The following is a 19,093-nucleotide window of genomic DNA, read 5'->3' as shown; positions in this document are numbered from 1 at the left end:
AACTTCCCTAAGGAAGCGCGAAGATTGACAACCTAAACTTAAAACATCCGTTAAGTTTCGTCAACTACCTTTTTTGATCCTGAGAGAGGCCATGTCGCTTGTCCGCTGGATTTTAGGGATCCACACCACCACGCCCGTTTTGGGCCTGGCCCTGCTGCCGTTGGAGCCGGGGCTGGGAGAAACCCGCAGTCAGAGCTGGTGGCTGGATCGGGAGATGGCAGCGCAGTTGCACCCCTGCTTGAAAGTCTTCTTGGCCGGTCAGGCTTGGTCGCAGATAGCTGGGATCGCTGTAGCTTTGGGGCCGGGCAGCTTTACGGGCAGCCGTTTGGGGGTGAGCGTGGCCCGTCTGCTGGGCCAGCAACTGGGCATTCCCGTGTTTGGCTACTCGGCTTTGGCCGTCCTCGCCCGCCAGGTGTGGCAGGAGCAGGGATCCCCGCCCCAGCCCTTGACGGTGGCGGTGCAGATGGACGCCAAACGAGAAGAGTGGTATGGCGGCGTGTATCGGGTGACAGAAGAGGGTGTCGCTGCAGAAGTGGCCGATCAGCTTTGGGAGGAAGAGGCTTGGCAGGCCCTTCTCCGCCATTGGCCGCAAGCTTTATCTGTAGATACCGACGATTTTGTGGATTCTGCACCTGTGGTGGCGTTGGCAGAATTGGCCCGCGCCGATTTTCGGGCCGGATTGCGCCCTCAGTGGCAGGAGGTGCTGCCCCTCTACGGTCGCCAGCCCCCGATTGATCTCAGAGGGCTGAATCGGACTCCGCCTCCCCAGCGCGAACGGAGTGCCCCATCGTCACGGTAAGATTGGGAAGTCTAAGCAACGGATCCCTCTGCTGACATGATCTCAAGCAACGATTTGCGCCCTGGCGTCTCTGTAGAAGTTGACGGAGCTCCCTACAAGGTGATCGAGTTCCAGCATGTGAAACCCGGCAAGGGGGCAGCCTTTGTGCGCACTAAGCTCAAAAACATGCAGACTGGCAACGTTGTGGAGAAAACCTTCCGCGCCGGTGAAACCCTGCCCGCAGCCACCATCGAAAAAGTCGAGATGCAGTATCTCTACGCGGAAGGGAACAACTTGGTGTTTATGGACATGGAGACCTATGAGCAGGCTCCAATTACCGCCGCCCAAATTGGCTCCGCCGTGAAATATCTGAAAGAAAACATGCAAGTGTCAATCTTGCGCTGGAATGGGCAGGTGATCGATGTGGAGCTGCCCAACACCGTTGTTCTGGAAGTGGTGGAAACAGATCCAGGGGTGAAAGGAGATACCGCCACTGGGGGAACCAAGCCGGCCAAGCTGGAGACCGGTGCTGAGATCCAGGTGCCTTTGTTCATCAAGGTTGGAGAACGGATTCGGGTCGATACCCGCACCGACACCTATCTGGGCCGGGAGTGAGTTCTCCCTCTCCTTTTCGGTTATGGATTTCTGTTGTGGACAGGTGATGCATCAGGAGTGAACCTTCCCTTGGATGTTGTCAATTGGCAGGAAATTCGTCTTCTCCTGGCCGCTCTGCAAGAGAGCGATGTTACCGAGCTAACTCTGGAGTTCAAAGATTTTCGCCTCACCTTGCGCAAAGGGATCCCGACTGAGCTCTCCTCCACCCCCGCCAGTCCGGTTATTGTCTCCTCTGCGCCTCCTCCTGCTCCTGCAGAAGCGCCCCCTCCTCCCACTGCTCCCAAATCCACCCCCAGCCATTGGATAGACGTGACGTCACCAATGGTGGGCACTTTCTACAGCGCCCCAGCTCCAGGTGAACCTGACTTTGTGCGGGTTGGCCAACGGGTGAACAAGGGCCAAACCCTGTGCATCATCGAGGCCATGAAGCTGATGAACGAGATCGAGGCCGAAGCGGCAGGCGTGGTGACCGAGATTTTGGTGAGCAATGGGCAATCGGTGGAGTTTGGGCAGGTGTTGATGCGGTTGGATCCCACGGCTTGATGGGCAAGGGGGTAAACCGGATTTTGGCGACCCAATCTCCCTTGCCTGTGTATACACCAGAGTTGAATCGGATTGAGGGGATGTGGTCGGTGTTGAAGCACTGTATCCGTCAGTTTTCCAGAGCCGGGAAGTATGGGATGGAGCAAAGGATACAGACCGCTTTACTACTCATCAATCCATTCAATCTCTCCTGCTGGGAGAGAAGTTGGGGGTGACAGCCTGGGAAACCCTCTCAGACCAATTTGACCAGTCTGCGCGCCCCTTTCACAGCCCTACCTGTGCCCCAGTTGCCGATGGCTCCCAGCTGAGGTTAAGAGAAGCCCATAGCCCCCCGGCCCCTCATTGACTATGATGCGGGCGTGAGGTGTGAATAAGTACCTAAACAATGGCAACCCAACGCATTTGCTTTGCTCAAGTCTCAGATGTCCACCTGATGCCCGAGACGGGGTGCCGCTGTTGGTGGATGTCCGATTCCCCCCGCCGCCAGTTGGAAGCCGCCGTTGCCCATCTCAACCAGGTGCCCGATCTGCACTTCGTGGTGTTTACCGGGGATTTGGTGGATCAAGCGGATCCGGAGAGCTTTCAATCTTTCCAGGAGATTGTTGCCCAACTGCGGGTGCCCTATTACCTCAGCCTGGGCAACCACGATATCGACACCCTGAGGAGAAAGGGACGCTTTAACCGAGATCAGTTTATCCGTTGGTGCCAAAGCCAATTTCCCCTGTCCCTGGCTCCCACCGGTTACGTCGATTACAGCCTTTCCCCTCTGCCCGGGATCCGCTTGATTGCCCTCGACGCCAGCTTAGGACGCTTCCCTTTACCTCAGGGCGTGCTACGCCCCTCCCAACTGCACTGGCTGGACGAACATCTGCAAACGGTGCCGGAAGAATGGCTGATCCTACTGATCCATCAGCCGCCCTTCATTGCTCCCACTCAAATGGACGCGGTTTTGTTTCGCAAGTACCGGCTCCTCAGCGAACCAGCCTCGGCGCTACACGCTCTCTTGGCCCGTCACGGACGGGTGGTGGCGGTGCTGAGTGGCCACCTGCATGTGCCGAAGGTGTATGTCCGCGATGGGATCCCCTACCTGACAGCACCTCCTCTGGTGGGGCCGGTTTCGGCTCTGCGGGTGTTTGAGCTGGAGGTGAACCCACGGCGAGGGGTGTTGCGCTACCACTGGGTTAAGTTGCCGGCATTGGATCCCAGCCCCCTCTGGCACGGCTTGGTGATGGGGATCCGACGGGATCGCTGGGGACAAATCCCTCTCCGGGCCAAGGGATCCCGCTCTCTCCCTCTGCCCGCTGCCGCCTGGTAATCAAAACCCCTAAAGCTTGACCGAATTAGTGTAGATTAAAAAAAGCAAAAATCGTCGAGTTCGGTGTCTTCCCCCTATGACAGCAAGCCTTTCTCCTTCTAGCCGCTGGGAGCTGGCGGCTCAAGCGCTGCGGGAGCAGTATCAACCTCAAGTGGCGTCCCTGAGCGAACGGTTTGAGCCTTTGTCGGCAAGCGACCTGCTCACCTGGGCGGTTGAAGAATTTGGAGATGGGCTGGTGCTGGCCTGTAGCTTTGGCCCGGAAGACCTAGTGCTGATCGATCTGCTCACGGCGATTAACCCCCGTGTTCGCGCTTTTTTTCTGGACACCGATTTTCACTTCCCGGAAACCCTACAACTGCGGGAGCAGGTGTTGGCGCGCTACCCCCACTTGCAACTGCAGATCTTCAAGCCCTTGCTTACCCCGGAAGAGCAGGCAGCTCAATACGGGCCAGAACTGTATCGCTCTAACCCCGACCTCTGCTGCAACATCCGCAAGGTGGAGCCCTTGAATCGTGCTCTGGCCGGTTGCACCACTTGGATTACAGGGATGCGTCGGGAACAATCCCCCACCCGCGCCGATATCGGCAAGGTGCAGTGGGACGGCAAGCGCAACCGCCTCAAACTCAACCCGCTGGCTGACTGGACAAATGGCCAAGTTTGGAAATACATCCTTGACCACGGGATCCCTTACAACCCCCTGCACGATCGCCACTACCCCAGTATCGGCTGCCTCCACTGCACTGCGCCTGTTGAGCCAGGGGCGGATCCCCGCTCTGGACGCTGGAAGGGCACAAGCAAAACCGAATGCGGCCTGCATACCTAACCCATGACTGCTTCCTCCATCCTTGAGGTGGCTCAGTTTGAAATTACCCCCGGCTCTGAAGCCGCCTTTGAAGCCGCCATCGCTCAAGCTTTCATCTATTTGCAGCAGACCGACGGCTACCAAGGGCACCAACTGCAGCGCTGTCTGGAGCACCCTCAGCAATACCTACTGCTCGTTCAGTGGGGATCCCTAGAGGCCCATCTGGTCAACTTTCGCCAATCGGAAAACTTTGTCCGCTGGCGTGCCCTCATCGGGCCCTACTTTGCTCGCCCACCCCAGGTGTTGCACTACCAGTTGCTGACCGGATCCCCTTTTTGATTTGAAATAGGGCACCTGTCCACTCTCCACCTAGGTTGACCCCAATGGGACAGGTTAAGATGTGATATTATTTGTTTCCGGCCTTCAGGCAGATGCACAGCGGCATCGCTCGTAGGGGCTGTTAACTCAGTGGTAGAGTACCACCTTGACACGGTGGGAGCCGCTGGTTCAATTCCAGCACAGCCCATGTCCTTGACAGAAGCTCACAAGACTCTGCTCTGGGAGCGGGTTACCGTGCTGGGCCGAGCCTTACCCTGCAGGTTTTGCGAAACTGGGGATCCCTCGCCGCCACGGACTCTATTGGTAGATGTTGGCCGCTTTTAGCATGTGGTAGGTGATCAGCAATTGAGTCAAAGCCAGGGGATAGCTCTGGAGCAGCTCGCCGGTGGTGCCGATCAATTGGCCGATATTGGGGTTTCCCTCTAAGCTACAGAACTTGCCCAGGTAAGGGATTTCGTTGCAGAGCATCCGCTCCAGCTCAATCACTTGGCTGGCCGTAGCATGGGCATCAATCTGCAAAACATCGACGGGCTTGCCCATATCCCGATCCAAATCCAAACGAATGGCAGAGCTAAGGTGATTGTCGCGGGCATTGAGGATTTGCCAAAAATCTGGGTGAGGAATGGTGGGGCGCAGCACCAGGCGCGCATTTAGCAATACCTCGTCTTGGTTGGATCCCTCTTGGGGCGGGTAAAAGGTGACCACTACATCGGCCCATTGGCGCTGTGGACGAATAAAAGCCTCTGAGTCGGGTTCGCGCTTTTTGAGCTCTTCTTGAACTTGCTCTTCTGTGTATCCGCGCTTGCGGGTGTCTCGCTTAATCTTCCAAAGGGCGCGTAGATGTTCTGGGGGAGCCAAATAAACCTTGACATCGTAGCTATCCCGCATACCACGGGTAAAGTAGCCCAGCAGCCCTTCGACAATCACGTATTTGTTGGGCTTGACATACTCTGGCGGGTCAAAGGTGCCGGTGCTGTGGTTGTAGACGGGCTTTAGGATCGGCTGGCCGGTGCGCAAGAGCGTCAGGTGCTGCTGAACGATATCCAGGTAGTTGCAGTCGGGATGGAGGGCTGTAATCCCCAGTTCAGCGCGTTGTTTGCGGTCGTAGCGGTGGTAGTCGTCGGTGCAGATGACAGTGACGTTTTCTTCCCCCAAGACTTGGGCAATGCCGCGGGTAAGGGTGGTCTTCCCAGCAGCACTATCGCCAACAATACCCAGAATAATCGGGCGCTGAGCCACGGATCCCTCTCCTGAATCGTGAACCTGGGGCGGAGAACTCCCAACAACACCGGCCAAACTCAACTTCGTTTCGACCTGCGGATGGCCCCGATCAGAGAACAGGGATTGTCGGTCAGCAAACGAAGTTAAGCAAGCATTATCGGCTCTGGAGGGTATTGGGGCAAGAGAACGTTACAGCTTTTTTCAGCGGAGCCCTATGGATCCCTATACTGGAGTAGAAGCACTGGAAGGCATCAGAGCAGCAAGGGTAGCATTAGGTCAGACCGCTAGAGGGGGAAGCAACCGATGGGATTGTTCGATCGGGTCAGCCGAATCATTAGATCCAATATCAATGCGCTGGTCAGCAGCGCCGAGGATCCGGAGAAAATCCTGAACCAGACCATTCAGGACATGTCTGAGGATCACTACCAGATGCGGCAAGCGGTTGCCCAGGCCATTGCTGCCCAGAAGCGGATAGAGCGGCAGTATGAGCAAGCACAGCAGAGTGTTGATGAGTGGCAAAGACGCGCCGAGTTGGCCCTGCGCAACAACAACGAAGCCTTGGCTCGGGAAGCGCTGGTGCGCAAGAAAACCTTTGCCGAGACTGCCCAAAGCCTGAAGCGGCAGTTGGATGAGCAGACTAAGCAGGTGGAGATCCTGAAGTCCAACATGACCAAGCTGGAGAGCAAGATCGCTGAGGCCAAGACCAAAAAGGACATGCTCATCGCTCGCGCCCGCGCCGCCAAGGCTTCCCAGCAAATCAATCAGGTTATCGGGCGGGTGGACGCCACAAGCGCCTTTGCTGCTTTTGAGCGTATGGAGGAGAAGGTGAACTCCCTGGAGGCCCAGTCGGCGGCAGTAGCCGAGCTGGCGGTAGACAATTTGGAAAACCAGTTTGCCGCTTTGGAGGCGGGTGGCTCGGATGTAGATCACGAGCTGCTGATGCTCAAGGCGTCGATCCAGGGTCAGTTGCCCTCTGGAGGGTCAAAGTCCTCAGGCCAACCTTCCACCGCAAGTGAGAGCGAGGTCGATCTGGAGTTGGAAAATTTGCGCAAGGAGATTGACCAGCTCTAACAGGCGGAATGTCGCTCTCCTCCGACTCTCAAGGCTTGCCGGGCTGAGTTTGGGCCGGGGGGTGGTAAGCTAACCAACAAGAACTCTGACAGCCCTTCTGCCGACCAGCAGGGCAAAGTCTGTCAGTAAAGCGTTCCACCTCGAGTGGCAGGGATCCCCAGAGGGTAATCAACCTGCGAAAGGGTCACAGCCTGCTTCCGGCAGGGCTGAGGTTAGTTTGCCTACGGTTTTGTGAGAGAACAAACAGCGATGACAACAGCAAGTATCAAGCCTCTCTTGGATGCCAAGCAACTGTTGCAGGCTTATGCGTCTGGCCAACGGGACTTTTCCGGCTCCAACCTGAGCGGAGCGCAGTTGAGTGGCGCGAATTTGAAGGGCATTATCCTACGGGATGCCGACTTGAGTGGGGCCGATTTGCGCGAGGCGGATTTGTCGGGAGCGGATCTCTCGGGAGCCGACCTGCGCGGAGCCAAGCTGCGACGGGTGAACCTGATTGGGGCTAAGTTGGTGAAGGCAGATTTGCGGGGGGCCAACCTCTACCGGGCCAAATTGCTCAGGGCCGACCTCAGCGAAGCCGAGCTGAACCGAGCCGATCTGCGGATTGGGGCCGATCTGCGCGGAGCCATCATCACCAACACCCATTTCCGCGGTGCCCTTTACGACGAGTACACCAAGTTCCCGGATGGCTTTAACCCCACAGAGATGGGCATGTAGCCGGGGCTTCGCTCAGGGGATCAGGTTCTGCCACAGTTGGGCCATGCCTTCGGCAGCCGCTACAAAGGGCGGGTTGTGCAGGTCGGGCTTGTTGTAGCGCAAGGGATCCCCTGCCAGATCGGTAACCCTTCCCCCCGCCTGCTCCACAATGCACTGGGCAGCGGCAGTATCCCACTCCATGGTGGGGCCGAAGCGAGGGTAGAGATGGGCAGATCCTTCGGCCACAAGGCAAAGCTTTAGGGCACTGCCCACAGACTTCACTTCCAGAGAGCCACAGCGCTGCCGCAGCCGCTCGAGGAACTGCTCCGTCTCCGGGTTGCTGTGGGAACGGCTGGCCACCACTTGTAGGGGTTCTTGGGCGTAAGGGCAGGTGCGGATGGGCTGTTCGTGAACGCAGGACGGAGTCCTTTCCCTCTTGCAGGCCCCCAGCTTTTGCGCAGCCGCGTAGGTGAGGCCCAGAGCTGGGGCATGGACGACCCCCAGGATGGGGATCCCTTCCTCGATGAGAGCAATATTCACCGTAAACTGGCCGTTGCGCCCGATAAACTCTCGGGTGCCATCCAAGGGATCCACCAGCCAAAACCGCTCCCACTGTTGCCGCTCTGGGTAAGGGATCCCGCCCGATTCTTCCGAGAGCACCGGGATCCCTGGGGTCAGGTCTTGCAAGCCTTGCAGGATCAGGTGGTGGGAGGCCAGATCCGCCTCTGTAAGGGGAGAGGCATCCGCCTTGGCCCTTACCTGAAGCTGCTCCTGTCTGTAGATGGGCAAAATAGCCTGTCCTGCCGCCTCCGCCAGCCGACTTACCTTGGGCAAGAGAGCGGCCAGATCCTGAGCTTGCATAGGATCCCTCGCAGAGTTAGCAACGCACCGGAATGCCGTGGGCGGCCAAGTCGGCTTTGATCTGCGCAATCGTCAGCCGGCCATAGTGGAGCAGCGAGGCCAATAGAGCCGCTTCCGCCCCTCCCTCCTGCAGAGCTTGGCGGATATGAGCACACTCCCCTGCTCCTCCTGAGGCAATCACCGGCACCGACACCGCCTCGGCCACCCGCCGGGTTAGCTCCAGGTCATAGCCTGCTTGAGTGCCATCGGCGTCCATGCTGGTGAGCAAGATCTCCCCTGCCCCCCGTTCGGCCACGGTTTTGGCCCACTCCACCGCGTCTAGCCCCGTCGGCTGCCTCCCCCCGCGCACGTACACTTCCCATCCCCCTCCCTGCGGTTTGGCGCGAGCGTCGATGGCCACCACAATGCACTGGGATCCAAACCAGCGGCTGGCTTGAGTCACCAAATCCGGATCCCTGACCGCCGCCGAATTGAGGCTGACCTTGTCTGCCCCGGCCCGCAGCAGTTGCCGGATCCCCTCCAGATCGCGGATCCCTCCTCCCACCGTGAGGGGAATGAACACCTGCTCTGCGGTGCGCCGCACCACTTCCAACAAAATCTCCCGCTCTTCGTGGGTGGCGGTGATGTCCAAAAAGACCAGCTCATCGGCCCCCGCCTGATCATAAGCCTGGGCCAGCTCCACCGGATCCCCGGCATCCCGCAAGTGCACAAACTGGATCCCTTTCACCACGCGCCCCGCCGCCACATCCAGACAGGGAATGATCCGTTTGGCCAACATCGCTCTCTCCCGAGGACTCCATCCCGTTGACGCGAACAGAGGGGAACACCTGGGGATGGTCTTAGCCGAAGCTGATGACCAGGAAGGGTTCTTGAAACTTGGCCCCGGTCACCTGCCGACCCGCCAAGCTGGGGGGCAAGAACAAGTTGCGCCGCTGATCCCCGGCGGTGATGGTCAGCTCCGGGCCTGACTGGCTCAGCTCGATTTGCGCCTTGCTGAAGCCGGGAATAAACAGCTTGACTGTACGGGATCCCTCGTCGATGGCCACGGGCGGCGGCACATCCGGCACGGCGAACATCCCTCCTACTGCCGCTTCCAAAGCCGACCAATCGGATCCCTGACGCAGGGGGAGTGTCCGTACTGTCAGCGGGAAAAAATCGGCAGCCGAGACCTCCCCCGGAGCCAGAGGGGTGACCCAGAGGCCACCCACCGTCAGCCCCACCATCTGAGCGCTCCCCCAAAGGTAACGGGCGGTTTGCACGGCCATCGGGTCTGGGGTGGTCACCAGGTGGGCCAGCACACGGCGCGGATCGGCAATGGCCTGTCGTCCCTGCTCCAAGAGGTTAGTCATGCCCCCCAACCGCTCTGGCAGATCCTCCAGGGAGGAAAATTCCACGGTGCTTACCGAACGCAACAAGGGCTCGGCAAAGGGTCGCAGGGTTTTGGCCAAGTCGGATCCCAAAAAAGCCTTGGAAGCCCGCCGCCAGTACCAACTGGCCACCTCCGGGATCCCAAAGGCCCGCAAGGTGGTCAGATCCCCCGGCCCGTCGTAGAGAATGCAGTCGTATTGGCCGCTGGCATCGTAACGGCGCAGAGCTTCCAGGGCCAGGGCCTGATCCATACCCGGCAACACCCCCAATTCCTGGCCGTAGATCTCCCGGAAAAAGGGAGTGCGCACGTATCGGGCTTCCAGCTCTTTGGCTGCCGTCCAGTTTTGCTCCAAAAGTTGGGTTGTCCGCAACTGCACCACGCTCAAGTTGGCAGCAATGGTCACCGGCTCGCCGGAAAGCGGGATCCCGCCCAAAAGCATTTCCAGCCCCGGCCCCGCCTGATGGCCCACCAACAGCACCCGCCGCCCCTGCTGGGCTGCGGCCCGAGCTGCCGCCACGGCCAAGGTGCTCCGACCTGTGCCCCCCTTGCCCAGAAAGGTGAGAATTTGGCTCATTCCCGCTCCTCCCGATTCCGCTCTCCCGCCTCTCCGTAGATATCGATGTACAGAGATTGACCTGCCAACTGAGCTGCGGCCATCATCACCTGTCGAATCGCTTGCAGGGTGCGCCCGCCCCGCCCGAATACCCGCCCCCGATCCTTCGGGTCAAAGGCCAGCCGCAGCCATACCTTTCGCCCGCCACAGGTGGTTTCCACATCCATTTGAAGAGAGGCGCTGCTGAGCAGCGGTTCGATCAAAAGATGGGCGAGAGCCTTGTAGTCTGGCATAGAGAGCTAGACGACAGGAGGGAACAACTGGCCAAGCCAAGCTTAGCCGACCCTAGGCCTCAACCGCTTCCTCAACCTGAGGCTTTTCAACTTCAGCTTCTGGAGGACTTAATTCTGCCGCTGCTGTCTCAGTGGCAGCTTCGCTCAATTCAGACTCGGGAACATCGGCGACCTCAGCCTCGGCCACGGATTCTGTTGCAGGGGCCTCTTCTGCCGCCTCAGGGATCCCAGCTTCAGGCTTGGCCATGGCCGGGATGCGAATCGAGGCAACCACTCCGCCTTCCCCTGCTTTCAACATCTCGTAGATGCCGGCCTTTTTGAGGAGACTGTCCACGGTCTCTGTGGGCTGAGCGCCACAACGCAACCACTTCAGCAAGCCTGCCGTTTGCAAAACCGTCTCCTTGGTGCGCGGGTTATAGTAACCCAGTTCCTCTAGCGGACGGGCTTCACGGCGGCTTTTACTTTCAATGGCGATGATGCGATAGCTGGGTTGCCGCTTTTTTCCGTAGCGCTTGAGCCGCAATTTGACCATGGGGTATCCACTCCTTGGGGGACGCTCCGCAAGCTGTAAAGATCCAAAAAATCCAAAAAAGAGTTCGCCTAGACCCGCCAAGCCTGCTGAAGCTCCAGAGCCTCGCTCCGAGCCTTTGGCGTTTGGCCGGTAGACACAGGCTTTTTATTTTAAGCGATTTTCTGCTTGACTGGAACTTGACTGGAAAATGTCCGACCCCGGTTTGGAAGGCAACCTTCATGGCAGAGTTGAAGAGAAAACCCTACACTCAGCAGCAACTCCCATGATCAACTACGCCGATTTGACAGACGAGCAGCGCCAGCTCTACCTCAAGGCCCTGATCGCGGTGGCCCGAGTAGATGGCCAGTTGGACGAAGAAGAAACCTCTTTCTTCATGCAAATCGCAGAAGGGGTAGGCATCGAAGCGCCACTGGCCCAAACCTATCTGGCCGATGAAGCAGGTGCACCTTTGGATATCAGCGGGATCCCGCCCATGCGCAATGCGGCAGGGGCCTTGATCCTGCGGGATTTGGCAGCAATGGCGGTGGTGAATAGCCAGCTGGTGGAAAAAGAAGAGGAGCTAATTTTCGAGATCGGCAAAGCCATGCAGTTCAGCGCTGAGGAGATCAACGAGTTTATCGACTGGGCCTTCATGGGACTGCAGTGGCAACTCAAAAGCGCATCTCTGCTGGAGCGCTATACCCAGCCCTCCCCCCAACCTTCTGAATGACCTGGGGTACTAGGCAGCATCACAACGGCCAGCCCCCGCTGCAGATATTGACAGCCCCGCTTGGCGTTCCCCTGAGCCAAGCAAGGGGAGACTTTCATCAAGTTAAATCTGGCCATTGAGACTTAGCCGATAAAGCGATCCAGAGCCCGCTGCAACTCCTCCAGCTCCACTTCGATATTGCCGGTCTCGATGGCATGGCGGATGCAGTGGCGAATGTGATCGTCCAAAATTAGCCGCGCCACCCGATCCAGCGCTCCCTTGACGGCGGCAATTTGCAGCAGCACATCTGGACAGGGCTGATCCTGCTCGATCATGGAGCGGATCCCACGCACATGCCCTTCGATGCGAGCCAAGCGGTTGGTCAACTTGCGCCGAGACTGGGGATCATGATGGTGAGGCTGGGCCCGCCCAGACAGCGGCGGCTTTTCCAGCGCCAGCTCCCACTCCTCCTCCCAATCGGGTTCTGAAGGGAGCGGTGGAACGGAATGAGATCGAAGTGGGGGGACGGGATCCGACATAAAAAGGGCAAAGGACTGCCTGCATGATACCGCTTGGTTTTCCCCGAGAACGATGGGGTACTCTACAATAGAAAAAGATGTGAAATTTTGTAAAACCTCTCATACTTTGGCTCCATGACCTCTGTGCTCTCCCCCTTTGGCCCTGTAGAAGCGGATCTGGAGCGTTTACGCCAGAACCTGACGCGGTTGGTCAGTGCCAAGCACCCCATTCTGGCCATGGCTGCCGAACATCTGTTTTCGGCGGGGGGGAAAGGGATCCGGCCAGCCATTGTGCTCCTCATCGCCCGCGCCACCACTCCAGATGGAGAGATTACCCCACGGCATTGGCGCTTGGCAGAGATTACTGAGATGATCCACACGGCCAGCCTGGTTCACGACGATGTCATCGACGCTGCCGATGTGCGACGGGGCATCGATACGGTGAATACCCTCTTCGACAATCGGATAGCCGTGCTGGCGGGGGATTACCTCTTCGGCCAAGCTGCTTGGTACTTGGCCAATCTGGACAACCTGGAGGTAGTGAAGCTCCTTTCCAAAGTAATCATGGATTTGCCGGAGGGAGAGGTGCGCCAGAGCCTCACCCGCTTCGACCCGGATGTGTCGATGGAAGACTACCTGGCCAAGAGCTTCTACAAAACGGCCTCCCTCATGTCCGGCAGTTCCAAGGCTGCTGGCCTGCTGAGCGGGGTTAGCGAGGAAGTGGCGGATCGCCTGTTCGATTTTGGGCGGGATCTGGGCATTGCTTTTCAGATTGTCGACGATCTGCTGGATTTCACCGCTTCGGCAGAGACGCTTGGCAAGCCTGTGGGATCCGACCTCATCCAGGGCAACCTCACTGCACCCGTTCTGTTTGCCCTAGAGGAATTTCCCCAGATGCGAGAGCTCATTCTCAGGGAGCTGTCCAACCCGCAAGACCTGAAGCAGGCCCTGGAGTGGGTGTATCAAAGCGAAGGGATCCCACGCTCTCGTCAGTTGGCCCGCGACTACGCCCAGCGGGCTGCCGAAGCGCTGTATAGCCTGCCGGACTCTGCGGCGCGTCGTGCTTTGTTTCAGATGGTGGACTATGTGCTGGAGCGGCTGCACTGAGCAGTCCCGACAGGGTCAAGCTGGCTTTCTACCGGGCTGTGTTGCCCAACACTTGGGCCTCTGGAAGAAGCTCAGGATATTCTGGCGGGGCGAAAAAGTGTAGGCGATTTGGGGGCCAAAAGCGAAAAATGGTGTTGCCGATGATGTTTTCTTCCGGCAAGAAACCCCACACATGGGAGTCTTGGCTGTCGTTGCGGTTATCCCCCATCACAAAATAGGAGCGGGGAGGAACCACGAATTCGGATCCCTGATTGGGAACTCCAGGACAGCGCTCGCCAGGGCAAGAATAGTCGGGGGGGGCATAGATGTAGTCTTCCCGCAGCGGGATCCCGTTGATGATGACCTCACCGTTGGCGATGCGAATGCGATCTCCCGGCAGGCCGATCACCCGCTTGATGTAGGCCCCGTCGAAGTTCAGTTTGGCGGGAGGGTTGAAAACAATAATATCGCCTCGTCTGGGCGAACCAAAGCGGTAGCTGACCTTTTCCACCACCAGCCGATCCCCTTCTTCCAGAGTGGGCAGCATCGAATCGGAGGGGATCCAACGCGCCTCCGCCACAAAGGTGCGAATGCCGAAGGCCAGCAACAGTGCCAGCACCACCGTCAGAAGGTTTTCCCGTTGCGCCTGCCACCAGCTGCGGGATCCCGAGCTGGCAGGGGTTTCCCCTGATGGCGACTGGGGCTTGGGCAGAGGAGTTGGATCTTTTGACGGCATGGAAGCTAACGAACAAGACTTCACGATCTCAAGATTACCGCACCCCATCCAGGGCAGCAGAATGGGAGGCCCTCCCATTAAACCCCTGCCGGAGAGACGAATAGCCGGCAATAGCATAGGATGGGTATTCTGGTGTACCGTACTCGCGACTGTCAGCCTCCATGACGATTTCAACGGAAGAGCGCCTAGAGCGAGTCGAGCGCCTGGTTGAGGCCAATAGCCAAGCAATAGCTCGTCTCACCCAACAACAAGAGGAAGTTTTGAGGCGGATCGATCGGCTCTCAGGGGATAGCGAAAAACTCTCGGAGCGGGTTGAAAAGCTCTCGGGCGATGTCGAAAAGCTCTCGGGCGATGTCGAAAAGCTCTCAGGTGATGTCGAAAAGCTCGCTTTTAAGTTCGACACCTCACAAACCATCGGGGAACGGCTGGAACGTCTAGCCACCAGCCTGATTGCCGGTGCCACCATCAGCATCATTGCCGGAGTGATTTTGGTGCTGCTGCGGGAGGGATCCCGTTGAAGGGATGTTGCTCGGGGCTGGTTTTGGGGGGTCAACTGCCGGAATTGAGTTTTTCCCAGTCCTGCTGGTGGATGGCGATCATCTGGGCTTGGGCTTGAATAGCCGCCAACACCTCCGTCATCAGGGGCCAGTCGCTCCGCGGCGGACTGGGGTACTGCTTAAGCTTGTCAACTGTGTTGCTGAGAGCACTTTGCAATTGTTGCAGCAGTTGATAGGTCTGTTGGGCCAAAGCTAGGGTCTCAGAGACGCGGAGGTTATTCTGGCCTTGTTGATATTTCTGGAGAGCTTCCCCTCGCAGGATGCTCAAGATGGCCCCTTCTCTAGAGGCGGCAGTCTGGCCACTTTTGGAGCGCTGCGGTATGATGCGCAACTGCAACACCAGTGGCTCCCCCCGGTACATCCGCTCCACCTCTGCCTGCTGCGGCTCCCCGATCAACTCCGGATCCAGCGCCATCATCCGCTTCATGGCGGTGATCAACTTCGCTCGTATGGACTCGGAGAGATCTTTGAACAGATCCCGCAAAATCCCCTGCTGGCGGTAGCGCACTCGACAAGAAGGCCCCTCTTGAGGCTCCACGAAAATTTGCTCGGCTTTCTCATCCAAAGCTCGCCGCAGCATCGAGTTGAGCAACTGCTGCACTGTCTCTTCTGATTCGTCGGCGGGGACGGACGGAGGCTGGGTTGGCCTCAACTGCGTGGGTGGCCCCGACACGGGAGCAGGAACCTCCCGAGTCACCCGGTTGGCTTGGGCCTGGAGGCGCAGCCGCTCCACCTCTGCCGGGTCGGGGGGATGGCTGAAGTAGTAGGCAATTAAATCCTGCTGCTGCTGAGCGGTGAGAGGGATTGGCTGGACGGAAATCTGGGAATAGGCCAGCATTTTGCTCACATAGTCCAACGCCGCCAAATCCTGGGGATCCACCATGCCCAAGATGAGGCTGTCGGTATCCAGGGCCAAGGGGACGACTTGGTAGTAAATGCAGATCTCCACCGGCAAGTACTGGGCAATTAAGGCCGGCACTCGCGCCCGGTCAACAATGGAGTGTTGTCCCACCGCCAGAGAGGCATCTGGATCAGTCATGGCAAGCCCGGAGTGGATCCCGCACAGGCGAGACGTCGCTACCTGATCATAGAGTAAAGCCTACACCCTCGCGGCCTGAGGCCCATGGCATCCTGGCTCATCTGACCGGCGTAAATTGAATAATGTAATACTAGGGGTATTCTCCTCTACACCCAAAGCAGTAAAGCCTTGTTAAGTCTTGGAGTTAACATCGACCACATTGCCACCCTTCGACAGGCACGCCGCACGGTGGAGCCAGATCCGGTAGCGGCAGCGGTGATTGCCGAGCTGGCGGGGGCAGATGGCATTACGGTGCACTTGCGCGAGGATCGCCGTCACATTCAAGATCGGGATGTGCGGCTGCTGCGGCAAACCGTGCGCACCCACCTCAACTTAGAGATGGCAGCCACCGAGGAGATGGTGGCGATTGCCCTGGAGATTAAGCCTGACTACGTCACTTTGGTTCCTGAGCGGCGGGAGGAAATCACCACCGAAGGTGGGTTGGATGTGGCGGGGCAGGTGTCGCGCCTCAGGGATGTGGTCGGCCAACTGCAGGGATCCGGCATTCCCGTCAGCTTGTTTATCGACCCGGATCCGACCCAAGTTGCTGCTGCTGCCCAAGTGGGAGCCCGCTGGGTGGAGCTCCACACGGGGCGCTACGCAGAAGCCTCATCCGAAGCTCAGCGGCAGGTGGAACTTGACCACCTGGAAAAGGCCAGCCAACAGGCTCTTCAGCTGGGCTTGCGGGTGAATGCGGGACATGGTCTTACCTACTGGAATGTCGGCCCAGTGGCGCGGATCCCTGGCATGGAGGAGCTGAACATCGGCCACAGCATTATCAGTCGAGCGGTGCTGGTGGGGCTGGATCGGGCGGTGCGAGAGATGCGTCAGGCGATGGGACTAAGCTGAGGAGCAGGCCCGGCATGAACTCGGAATACTACGGCTACGAAAACTACGTTCTGGATCAGGCGGAGATTGAGCGCCTGTTGGATCTGCTGCCAGCCAGTATGCGGGAGAGTGTGAAGATCTTGCCCGCCTCGGAACGGCAAACGGTGGTGATCAAAGGCCGTCGGCAAATGCCCTGGGAACGGCAGATGCGGCTGTTCATCAAGCCCTACGAGTGGCGGCAATTTACCCCCCTGCAGCGGGCGGGGCTGTTCCTGCACAAGGTGGGCTACTACAGTCGGGCGGTGTCGCGGCAGATCGACTTTTACCTGGCCATAGCAGCTCTGGGGGGGTTGAGCTTGATCTTCGAGGCCGTACAACAGGATCCCGTGGGAGCAACCGTTTCGGGGGGTTTGAGTGGCTTGGCCCTCTGGCAGTTGCGCCGCGACCAAACCAATGACCGTCGTCTGTTGGCTGCTGACGCCTATGCGGTGGATCGCCTGGTGTTGCGCGGGATCCCGCGGCTGCAGGCGGTGGAGGCCCTAGGGCAGGCGCTGCATGTGGAGGCCCGTCTGGAGGGGCGCTCGGGCAATGATCTGCTGGACATGTTGCGCTACCAAAACCTCAAGCGGCTGGCCCAGCGTCCGGCGGAAGACATTGTGTTGAGCTAATCCCGGGTAGAGATGCTTTCTCCCTCGCGGCTGGGATCCCAGGCGGGCCGGTGGGGCCGCCATCTGCTGCAAGTGGCGGTGACCGATTCCACCAATCGGCTGCTCTTGGACTGGGGCCGTCGGTTCCCACAGCCGCTGCCAGTGGGCACAGTTTTGGTCAGCACCCGCCAACGGGCTGGGCAAGGTCAACATGGGCGGGTGTGGCACTCGGAGCCGGGGGGACTATACCTGTCCGTTTGGCTGGGATCCCCGCCTTTGCATTACTCGCTGCTGGAACTGACCCTGGCCTTGGGCTGGGGCATTGCGGGCCGTTTACGGCAAAACCTTGGGATCCCGCTGCGGCTGAAATGGCCCAACGATTTGGTGGTGGTGGACGAGCAGCGCCCGGATTCTCTGCTCAAGCTGGGGGGGATCCTGGTGCAAAGCTGCTTTGGGGGGAGCGGGCAACTGCTGGGGTTGGTGGCCGGTGTGGGGGTGAATGTCAACAACCCCGTTCCCGTTGGGGCGATCACCTTAGCCCAAATTTTGGGATCCCCTCTACACCGCTCACTCGACCGCACCGAGATTGCCGGCTGGGTTCTGCAGGGGATGGAGCGGGGATTCCACGTCTGGTTGCAAGGGGGATTTGCCCCCGTTCGCTCAGAGTACGAAGCCTGGATGGTCAAGCCGCAAGTCCAATGGCTCGAAAGGGGGACTAGCCTCACGATCTTGGGCCTTGCCGAGGATGGAAGGGTGCGAGTACAAACACAAGGGGAGCGACATCTGCAACAGCAGCAATCCATCCGGACGCTTACACCCGACCAAGTTCGCTTGAGCTATCACATGCCGGCGGGCGATAGCCTGTAATTTCTCTTGTGTTTTTTATGTGGCCTGTGTTGAACTCGGTGATGAAGCTTTTGGTTATGGCAGCGCGCCTTTTCTCCCCCCAAGCTCGGCGGCTGCGCTTTTGGCTGAAGATAGGGCTGGCTCTGCTCTGGTTTTATCCCACTGCTCTGCTGGCCCAAACCCAACCAACCCCTTTGCCCCCGCCGCCCATGGTGGAACCGGCCCTAGACACGCCTGGGGCAGCAGCCCTGCTGCTGGATGGAGCCATTCCCCTGGGAGAGGGCAGCCCTGCGACCCTTGAGGCAGAAACCCGCCCAGAGACGGTAGTGGGCCGCGAGATCGTGATTGAGCCCCAGAAGAACCATGACCGGGTTCCCCATGCTCAGCCTGAAGGTGGGGTGCCGGTGGTGCTGATGGAACGCAGCTCCGGTCGCCGCATCATTCTCGCCCCCGGCCAAGAGATTCGCATCGAGGATCCCAGCCAGCCCCAAGCTCCTGAACCGCAAACGCCAAGGTTGCCTGAACTGGCGGCAGGTGACGAACGACTGCTCTACCCCCTACCTCACCCGGTGCCGATTACTTCTGGATTTGGCATGCGAATTCACCCCATCCGCGGAGAGCCGGAGTTTCATGCTGGAGTGGATTTGGGGGCCAGCATGGGCACGCCGATCTTGGCCTCTTTAAGCGGCAAGGTGGTCACTTCGGGATCCCTGGGGGGTCTAGGGATCACCGTTGTGCTGGAGCATGCCGGCGGTCGGCGCACTCGCTATGGCCACATGTCCGAAGTTGCTGTAACACCGGGGGAAGTGGTAGAGCGGGGATCCGTCATCGGCTATGTGGGGGCGACCGGAGCGGTAACTGGGCCGCACCTCCACTTTGAGCTGTGGAAGCGGGCGGTGGGGCAAGGTTGGGTGGTTCTGGACGCCACAGATGATCTGAAGGTTGCTGTTGCCCAGCTGCCGGGTTAGCCAGAGCCGGCTTGGGTTAGCATAGGTGGGCGGGCTCCAACTGGAATGCTGGCGCAGGTAACCAGTTGGGTCATGCAGGTTTTGCGGACGTGGCGGAACGGCAGACGCGCTAGACTTAGGATCTAGTGCCGCAAGGCGTAAGGGTTCAAGTCCCTT

At 59.0% G+C, this 19,093-nt stretch carries 24 protein-coding genes and 1 tRNA gene; 16 read left to right on the top strand and 9 right to left on the bottom strand.

The window, feature by feature from the left end; translation table 11 throughout:
* Positions 1 to 91 precede the first annotated feature (91 nt).
* From tsaB to NW839_RS12750, 7 genes are all read left to right on the top strand, one after another.
* Positions 92 to 799: a tRNA (adenosine(37)-N6)-threonylcarbamoyltransferase complex dimerization subunit type 1 TsaB gene (tsaB, locus tag NW839_RS12780; RefSeq protein ID WP_414350351.1), complete on the top strand. Its 708-nt coding sequence runs from the start codon at positions 92 to 94 to the stop codon at positions 797 to 799.
* A 36-nt stretch (positions 800 to 835) separates the two neighbouring features.
* Positions 836 to 1,393, top strand: coding sequence for an elongation factor P (gene efp, locus NW839_RS12775; protein ID WP_414331123.1), 558 nt, complete (start codon positions 836 to 838; stop codon positions 1,391 to 1,393).
* 69 nt (positions 1,394 to 1,462) lie between these two features.
* Positions 1,463 to 1,936 (top strand): acetyl-CoA carboxylase biotin carboxyl carrier protein, encoded by a 474-nt coding sequence (accB, locus tag NW839_RS12770; protein ID WP_011432092.1) that lies wholly within the window; start codon positions 1,463 to 1,465, stop codon positions 1,934 to 1,936.
* A 385-nt stretch (positions 1,937 to 2,321) separates the two neighbouring features.
* The gene (locus NW839_RS12765; protein ID WP_414350350.1) at positions 2,322 to 3,251 is read left to right on the top strand and encodes a metallophosphoesterase family protein; all 930 of its coding nucleotides are present in this window, start codon (positions 2,322 to 2,324) and stop codon (positions 3,249 to 3,251) included.
* A 76-nt stretch (positions 3,252 to 3,327) separates the two neighbouring features.
* Entirely contained in the window at positions 3,328 to 4,074 is a 747-nt protein-coding gene (locus tag NW839_RS12760; protein WP_011432094.1) for a phosphoadenylyl-sulfate reductase, read from the top strand.
* A gap of 3 nt (positions 4,075 to 4,077) precedes the next feature.
* The gene (locus NW839_RS12755; protein WP_414344235.1) at positions 4,078 to 4,392 is read left to right on the top strand and encodes an antibiotic biosynthesis monooxygenase family protein; all 315 of its coding nucleotides are present in this window, start codon (positions 4,078 to 4,080) and stop codon (positions 4,390 to 4,392) included.
* A 115-nt stretch (positions 4,393 to 4,507) separates the two neighbouring features.
* Positions 4,508 to 4,579 (top strand) — tRNA-Val (locus NW839_RS12750).
* Between the two features lie 110 nt (positions 4,580 to 4,689).
* Here NW839_RS12750 and NW839_RS12745 read toward each other — a convergent pair.
* Positions 4,690 to 5,631 carry a phosphoribulokinase gene (locus NW839_RS12745; RefSeq protein ID WP_414350349.1) on the bottom strand — a complete coding sequence of 314 codons (942 nt, stop codon included), beginning with the start codon at positions 5,629 to 5,631 and terminating at the stop codon, positions 4,690 to 4,692.
* A gap of 285 nt (positions 5,632 to 5,916) precedes the next feature.
* On the opposite strand from NW839_RS12745, the gene NW839_RS12740 reads away from it, so the two are divergent.
* Positions 5,917 to 6,684, top strand: a complete 768-nt coding sequence (locus tag NW839_RS12740) for a PspA/IM30 family protein (RefSeq protein ID WP_011432097.1) — start codon at positions 5,917 to 5,919, stop codon at positions 6,682 to 6,684.
* A gap of 249 nt (positions 6,685 to 6,933) precedes the next feature.
* Entirely contained in the window at positions 6,934 to 7,398 is a 465-nt protein-coding gene (locus NW839_RS12735) for a pentapeptide repeat-containing protein (RefSeq protein WP_011432098.1), read from the top strand.
* A 12-nt stretch (positions 7,399 to 7,410) separates the two neighbouring features.
* On the opposite strand, the gene cysQ is transcribed toward NW839_RS12735, so the two are convergent.
* The 5 genes from cysQ to rpsP all read right to left on the bottom strand — a co-directional run bounded on the left by cysQ (position 7,411) and on the right by rpsP (position 10,985).
* Positions 7,411 to 8,238 carry a 3'(2'),5'-bisphosphate nucleotidase CysQ gene (gene cysQ / locus NW839_RS12730; protein ID WP_414350347.1) on the bottom strand — a complete coding sequence of 276 codons (828 nt, stop codon included), beginning with the start codon at positions 8,236 to 8,238 and terminating at the stop codon, positions 7,411 to 7,413.
* Positions 8,239 to 8,254: 16 nt separating this feature from the next.
* A complete protein-coding gene (gene hisF, locus NW839_RS12725; protein WP_414350345.1) occupies positions 8,255 to 9,016 on the bottom strand; it encodes an imidazole glycerol phosphate synthase subunit HisF in 762 nt (253 codons plus the stop codon).
* A gap of 61 nt (positions 9,017 to 9,077) precedes the next feature.
* Positions 9,078 to 10,181 (bottom strand): ArsA family ATPase, encoded by a 1,104-nt coding sequence (locus NW839_RS12720; protein WP_414350343.1) that lies wholly within the window; start codon positions 10,179 to 10,181, stop codon positions 9,078 to 9,080.
* A complete protein-coding gene (locus NW839_RS12715) occupies positions 10,178 to 10,453 on the bottom strand; it encodes a KH domain-containing protein (RefSeq protein ID WP_011432102.1) in 276 nt (91 codons plus the stop codon). Before NW839_RS12715 ends, NW839_RS12720 begins: the two co-directional genes overlap by 4 nt.
* A 52-nt stretch (positions 10,454 to 10,505) precedes the next feature.
* Positions 10,506 to 10,985, bottom strand: coding sequence for a 30S ribosomal protein S16 (gene rpsP / locus NW839_RS12710; RefSeq protein ID WP_011432103.1), 480 nt, complete (start codon positions 10,983 to 10,985; stop codon positions 10,506 to 10,508).
* 262 nt (positions 10,986 to 11,247) lie between these two features.
* On the opposite strand from rpsP, the gene NW839_RS12705 reads away from it, so the two are divergent.
* Positions 11,248 to 11,694: a TerB family tellurite resistance protein gene (locus NW839_RS12705; RefSeq protein WP_414350341.1), complete on the top strand. Its 447-nt coding sequence runs from the start codon at positions 11,248 to 11,250 to the stop codon at positions 11,692 to 11,694.
* Positions 11,695 to 11,816: 122 nt separating this feature from the next.
* Here NW839_RS12705 and NW839_RS12700 read toward each other — a convergent pair whose 3' ends face one another.
* Positions 11,817 to 12,212 carry a metal-sensing transcriptional repressor gene (locus NW839_RS12700; protein ID WP_414341707.1) on the bottom strand — a complete coding sequence of 132 codons (396 nt, stop codon included), beginning with the start codon at positions 12,210 to 12,212 and terminating at the stop codon, positions 11,817 to 11,819.
* Positions 12,213 to 12,326: 114 nt separating this feature from the next.
* On the opposite strand from NW839_RS12700, the gene sds reads away from it, so the two are divergent.
* Positions 12,327 to 13,298: a solanesyl diphosphate synthase gene (gene sds, locus NW839_RS12695; protein WP_041436149.1), complete on the top strand. Its 972-nt coding sequence runs from the start codon at positions 12,327 to 12,329 to the stop codon at positions 13,296 to 13,298.
* A 28-nt stretch (positions 13,299 to 13,326) separates the two neighbouring features.
* On the opposite strand, the gene lepB is transcribed toward sds, so the two are convergent.
* Positions 13,327 to 14,013 (bottom strand): signal peptidase I, encoded by a 687-nt coding sequence (lepB, locus tag NW839_RS12690; RefSeq protein ID WP_041436160.1) that lies wholly within the window; start codon positions 14,011 to 14,013, stop codon positions 13,327 to 13,329.
* A gap of 161 nt (positions 14,014 to 14,174) precedes the next feature.
* On the opposite strand from lepB, the gene NW839_RS12685 reads away from it, so the two are divergent.
* Positions 14,175 to 14,531, top strand: coding sequence for a hypothetical protein (locus NW839_RS12685; protein WP_414350339.1), 357 nt, complete (start codon positions 14,175 to 14,177; stop codon positions 14,529 to 14,531).
* 31 nt (positions 14,532 to 14,562) lie between these two features.
* On the opposite strand, the gene NW839_RS12680 is transcribed toward NW839_RS12685, so the two are convergent.
* Entirely contained in the window at positions 14,563 to 15,609 is a 1,047-nt protein-coding gene (locus NW839_RS12680; RefSeq protein WP_414332177.1) for a hypothetical protein, read from the bottom strand.
* Between the two features lie 168 nt (positions 15,610 to 15,777).
* Between NW839_RS12680 and NW839_RS12675 the strand changes: the two genes are divergently transcribed.
* Genes NW839_RS12675 through NW839_RS12660 form a run of 4 tightly spaced genes read left to right on the top strand, consistent with a single transcriptional unit; the run spans position 15,778 to position 18,937 of the window.
* Positions 15,778 to 16,497, top strand: a complete 720-nt coding sequence (locus NW839_RS12675) for a pyridoxine 5'-phosphate synthase (RefSeq protein WP_414350337.1) — start codon at positions 15,778 to 15,780, stop codon at positions 16,495 to 16,497.
* A 14-nt stretch (positions 16,498 to 16,511) separates the two neighbouring features.
* Positions 16,512 to 17,144: a DUF3318 domain-containing protein gene (locus tag NW839_RS12670; RefSeq protein WP_011432111.1), complete on the top strand. Its 633-nt coding sequence runs from the start codon at positions 16,512 to 16,514 to the stop codon at positions 17,142 to 17,144.
* 12 nt (positions 17,145 to 17,156) lie between these two features.
* Positions 17,157 to 17,990, top strand: a complete 834-nt coding sequence (locus NW839_RS12665; protein ID WP_414350335.1) for a biotin--[acetyl-CoA-carboxylase] ligase — start codon at positions 17,157 to 17,159, stop codon at positions 17,988 to 17,990.
* Positions 17,991 to 18,007: 17 nt separating this feature from the next.
* Positions 18,008 to 18,937, top strand: coding sequence for a M23 family metallopeptidase (locus NW839_RS12660; RefSeq protein ID WP_414350319.1), 930 nt, complete (start codon positions 18,008 to 18,010; stop codon positions 18,935 to 18,937).
* Positions 18,938 to 19,093: the final 156 nt, after the last annotated feature.

This window comes from Synechococcus sp. R5-15 (assembly GCF_047462035.1).
Taxonomy (GTDB): Bacteria; Cyanobacteriota; Cyanobacteriia; order Thermostichales; family Thermostichaceae; genus Thermostichus.
This window is presented reverse-complemented; position numbering and strand designations above follow the sequence as displayed.

What these genes read in the sequence shown, in the direction of transcription:
- tsaB (WP_414350351.1), top strand. Translation starts at nt 92, where the DNA reads ATGTCGCTTGTCCGCTGGATTTTAGGGATCCACACCACCACGCCCGTT.
- efp (WP_414331123.1), top strand. Translation starts at nt 836, where the DNA reads ATGATCTCAAGCAACGATTTGCGCCCTGGCGTCTCTGTAGAAGTTGAC.
- NW839_RS12765 (WP_414350350.1), top strand. Translation starts at nt 2,322, where the DNA reads ATGGCAACCCAACGCATTTGCTTTGCTCAAGTCTCAGATGTCCACCTG.
- NW839_RS12760 (WP_011432094.1), top strand. Translation starts at nt 3,328, where the DNA reads ATGACAGCAAGCCTTTCTCCTTCTAGCCGCTGGGAGCTGGCGGCTCAA.
- NW839_RS12755 (WP_414344235.1), top strand. Translation starts at nt 4,078, where the DNA reads ATGACTGCTTCCTCCATCCTTGAGGTGGCTCAGTTTGAAATTACCCCC.
- NW839_RS12740 (WP_011432097.1), top strand. Translation starts at nt 5,917, where the DNA reads ATGGGATTGTTCGATCGGGTCAGCCGAATCATTAGATCCAATATCAAT.
- NW839_RS12735 (WP_011432098.1), top strand. Translation starts at nt 6,934, where the DNA reads ATGACAACAGCAAGTATCAAGCCTCTCTTGGATGCCAAGCAACTGTTG.
- cysQ (WP_414350347.1), bottom strand. Translation starts at nt 8,238, where the DNA reads ATGCAAGCTCAGGATCTGGCCGCTCTCTTGCCCAAGGTAAGTCGGCTG.
- hisF (WP_414350345.1), bottom strand. Translation starts at nt 9,016, where the DNA reads ATGTTGGCCAAACGGATCATTCCCTGTCTGGATGTGGCGGCGGGGCGC.
- NW839_RS12720 (WP_414350343.1), bottom strand. Translation starts at nt 10,181, where the DNA reads ATGAGCCAAATTCTCACCTTTCTGGGCAAGGGGGGCACAGGTCGGAGC.
- NW839_RS12715 (WP_011432102.1), bottom strand. Translation starts at nt 10,453, where the DNA reads ATGCCAGACTACAAGGCTCTCGCCCATCTTTTGATCGAACCGCTGCTC.
- rpsP (WP_011432103.1), bottom strand. Translation starts at nt 10,985, where the DNA reads ATGGTCAAATTGCGGCTCAAGCGCTACGGAAAAAAGCGGCAACCCAGC.
- NW839_RS12705 (WP_414350341.1), top strand. Translation starts at nt 11,248, where the DNA reads ATGATCAACTACGCCGATTTGACAGACGAGCAGCGCCAGCTCTACCTC.
- NW839_RS12700 (WP_414341707.1), bottom strand. Translation starts at nt 12,212, where the DNA reads ATGTCGGATCCCGTCCCCCCACTTCGATCTCATTCCGTTCCACCGCTC.
- sds (WP_041436149.1), top strand. Translation starts at nt 12,327, where the DNA reads ATGACCTCTGTGCTCTCCCCCTTTGGCCCTGTAGAAGCGGATCTGGAG.
- lepB (WP_041436160.1), bottom strand. Translation starts at nt 14,013, where the DNA reads ATGCCGTCAAAAGATCCAACTCCTCTGCCCAAGCCCCAGTCGCCATCA.
- NW839_RS12685 (WP_414350339.1), top strand. Translation starts at nt 14,175, where the DNA reads ATGACGATTTCAACGGAAGAGCGCCTAGAGCGAGTCGAGCGCCTGGTT.
- NW839_RS12680 (WP_414332177.1), bottom strand. Translation starts at nt 15,609, where the DNA reads ATGACTGATCCAGATGCCTCTCTGGCGGTGGGACAACACTCCATTGTT.
- NW839_RS12670 (WP_011432111.1), top strand. Translation starts at nt 16,512, where the DNA reads ATGAACTCGGAATACTACGGCTACGAAAACTACGTTCTGGATCAGGCG.
- NW839_RS12665 (WP_414350335.1), top strand. Translation starts at nt 17,157, where the DNA reads ATGCTTTCTCCCTCGCGGCTGGGATCCCAGGCGGGCCGGTGGGGCCGC.
- NW839_RS12660 (WP_414350319.1), top strand. Translation starts at nt 18,008, where the DNA reads ATGTGGCCTGTGTTGAACTCGGTGATGAAGCTTTTGGTTATGGCAGCG.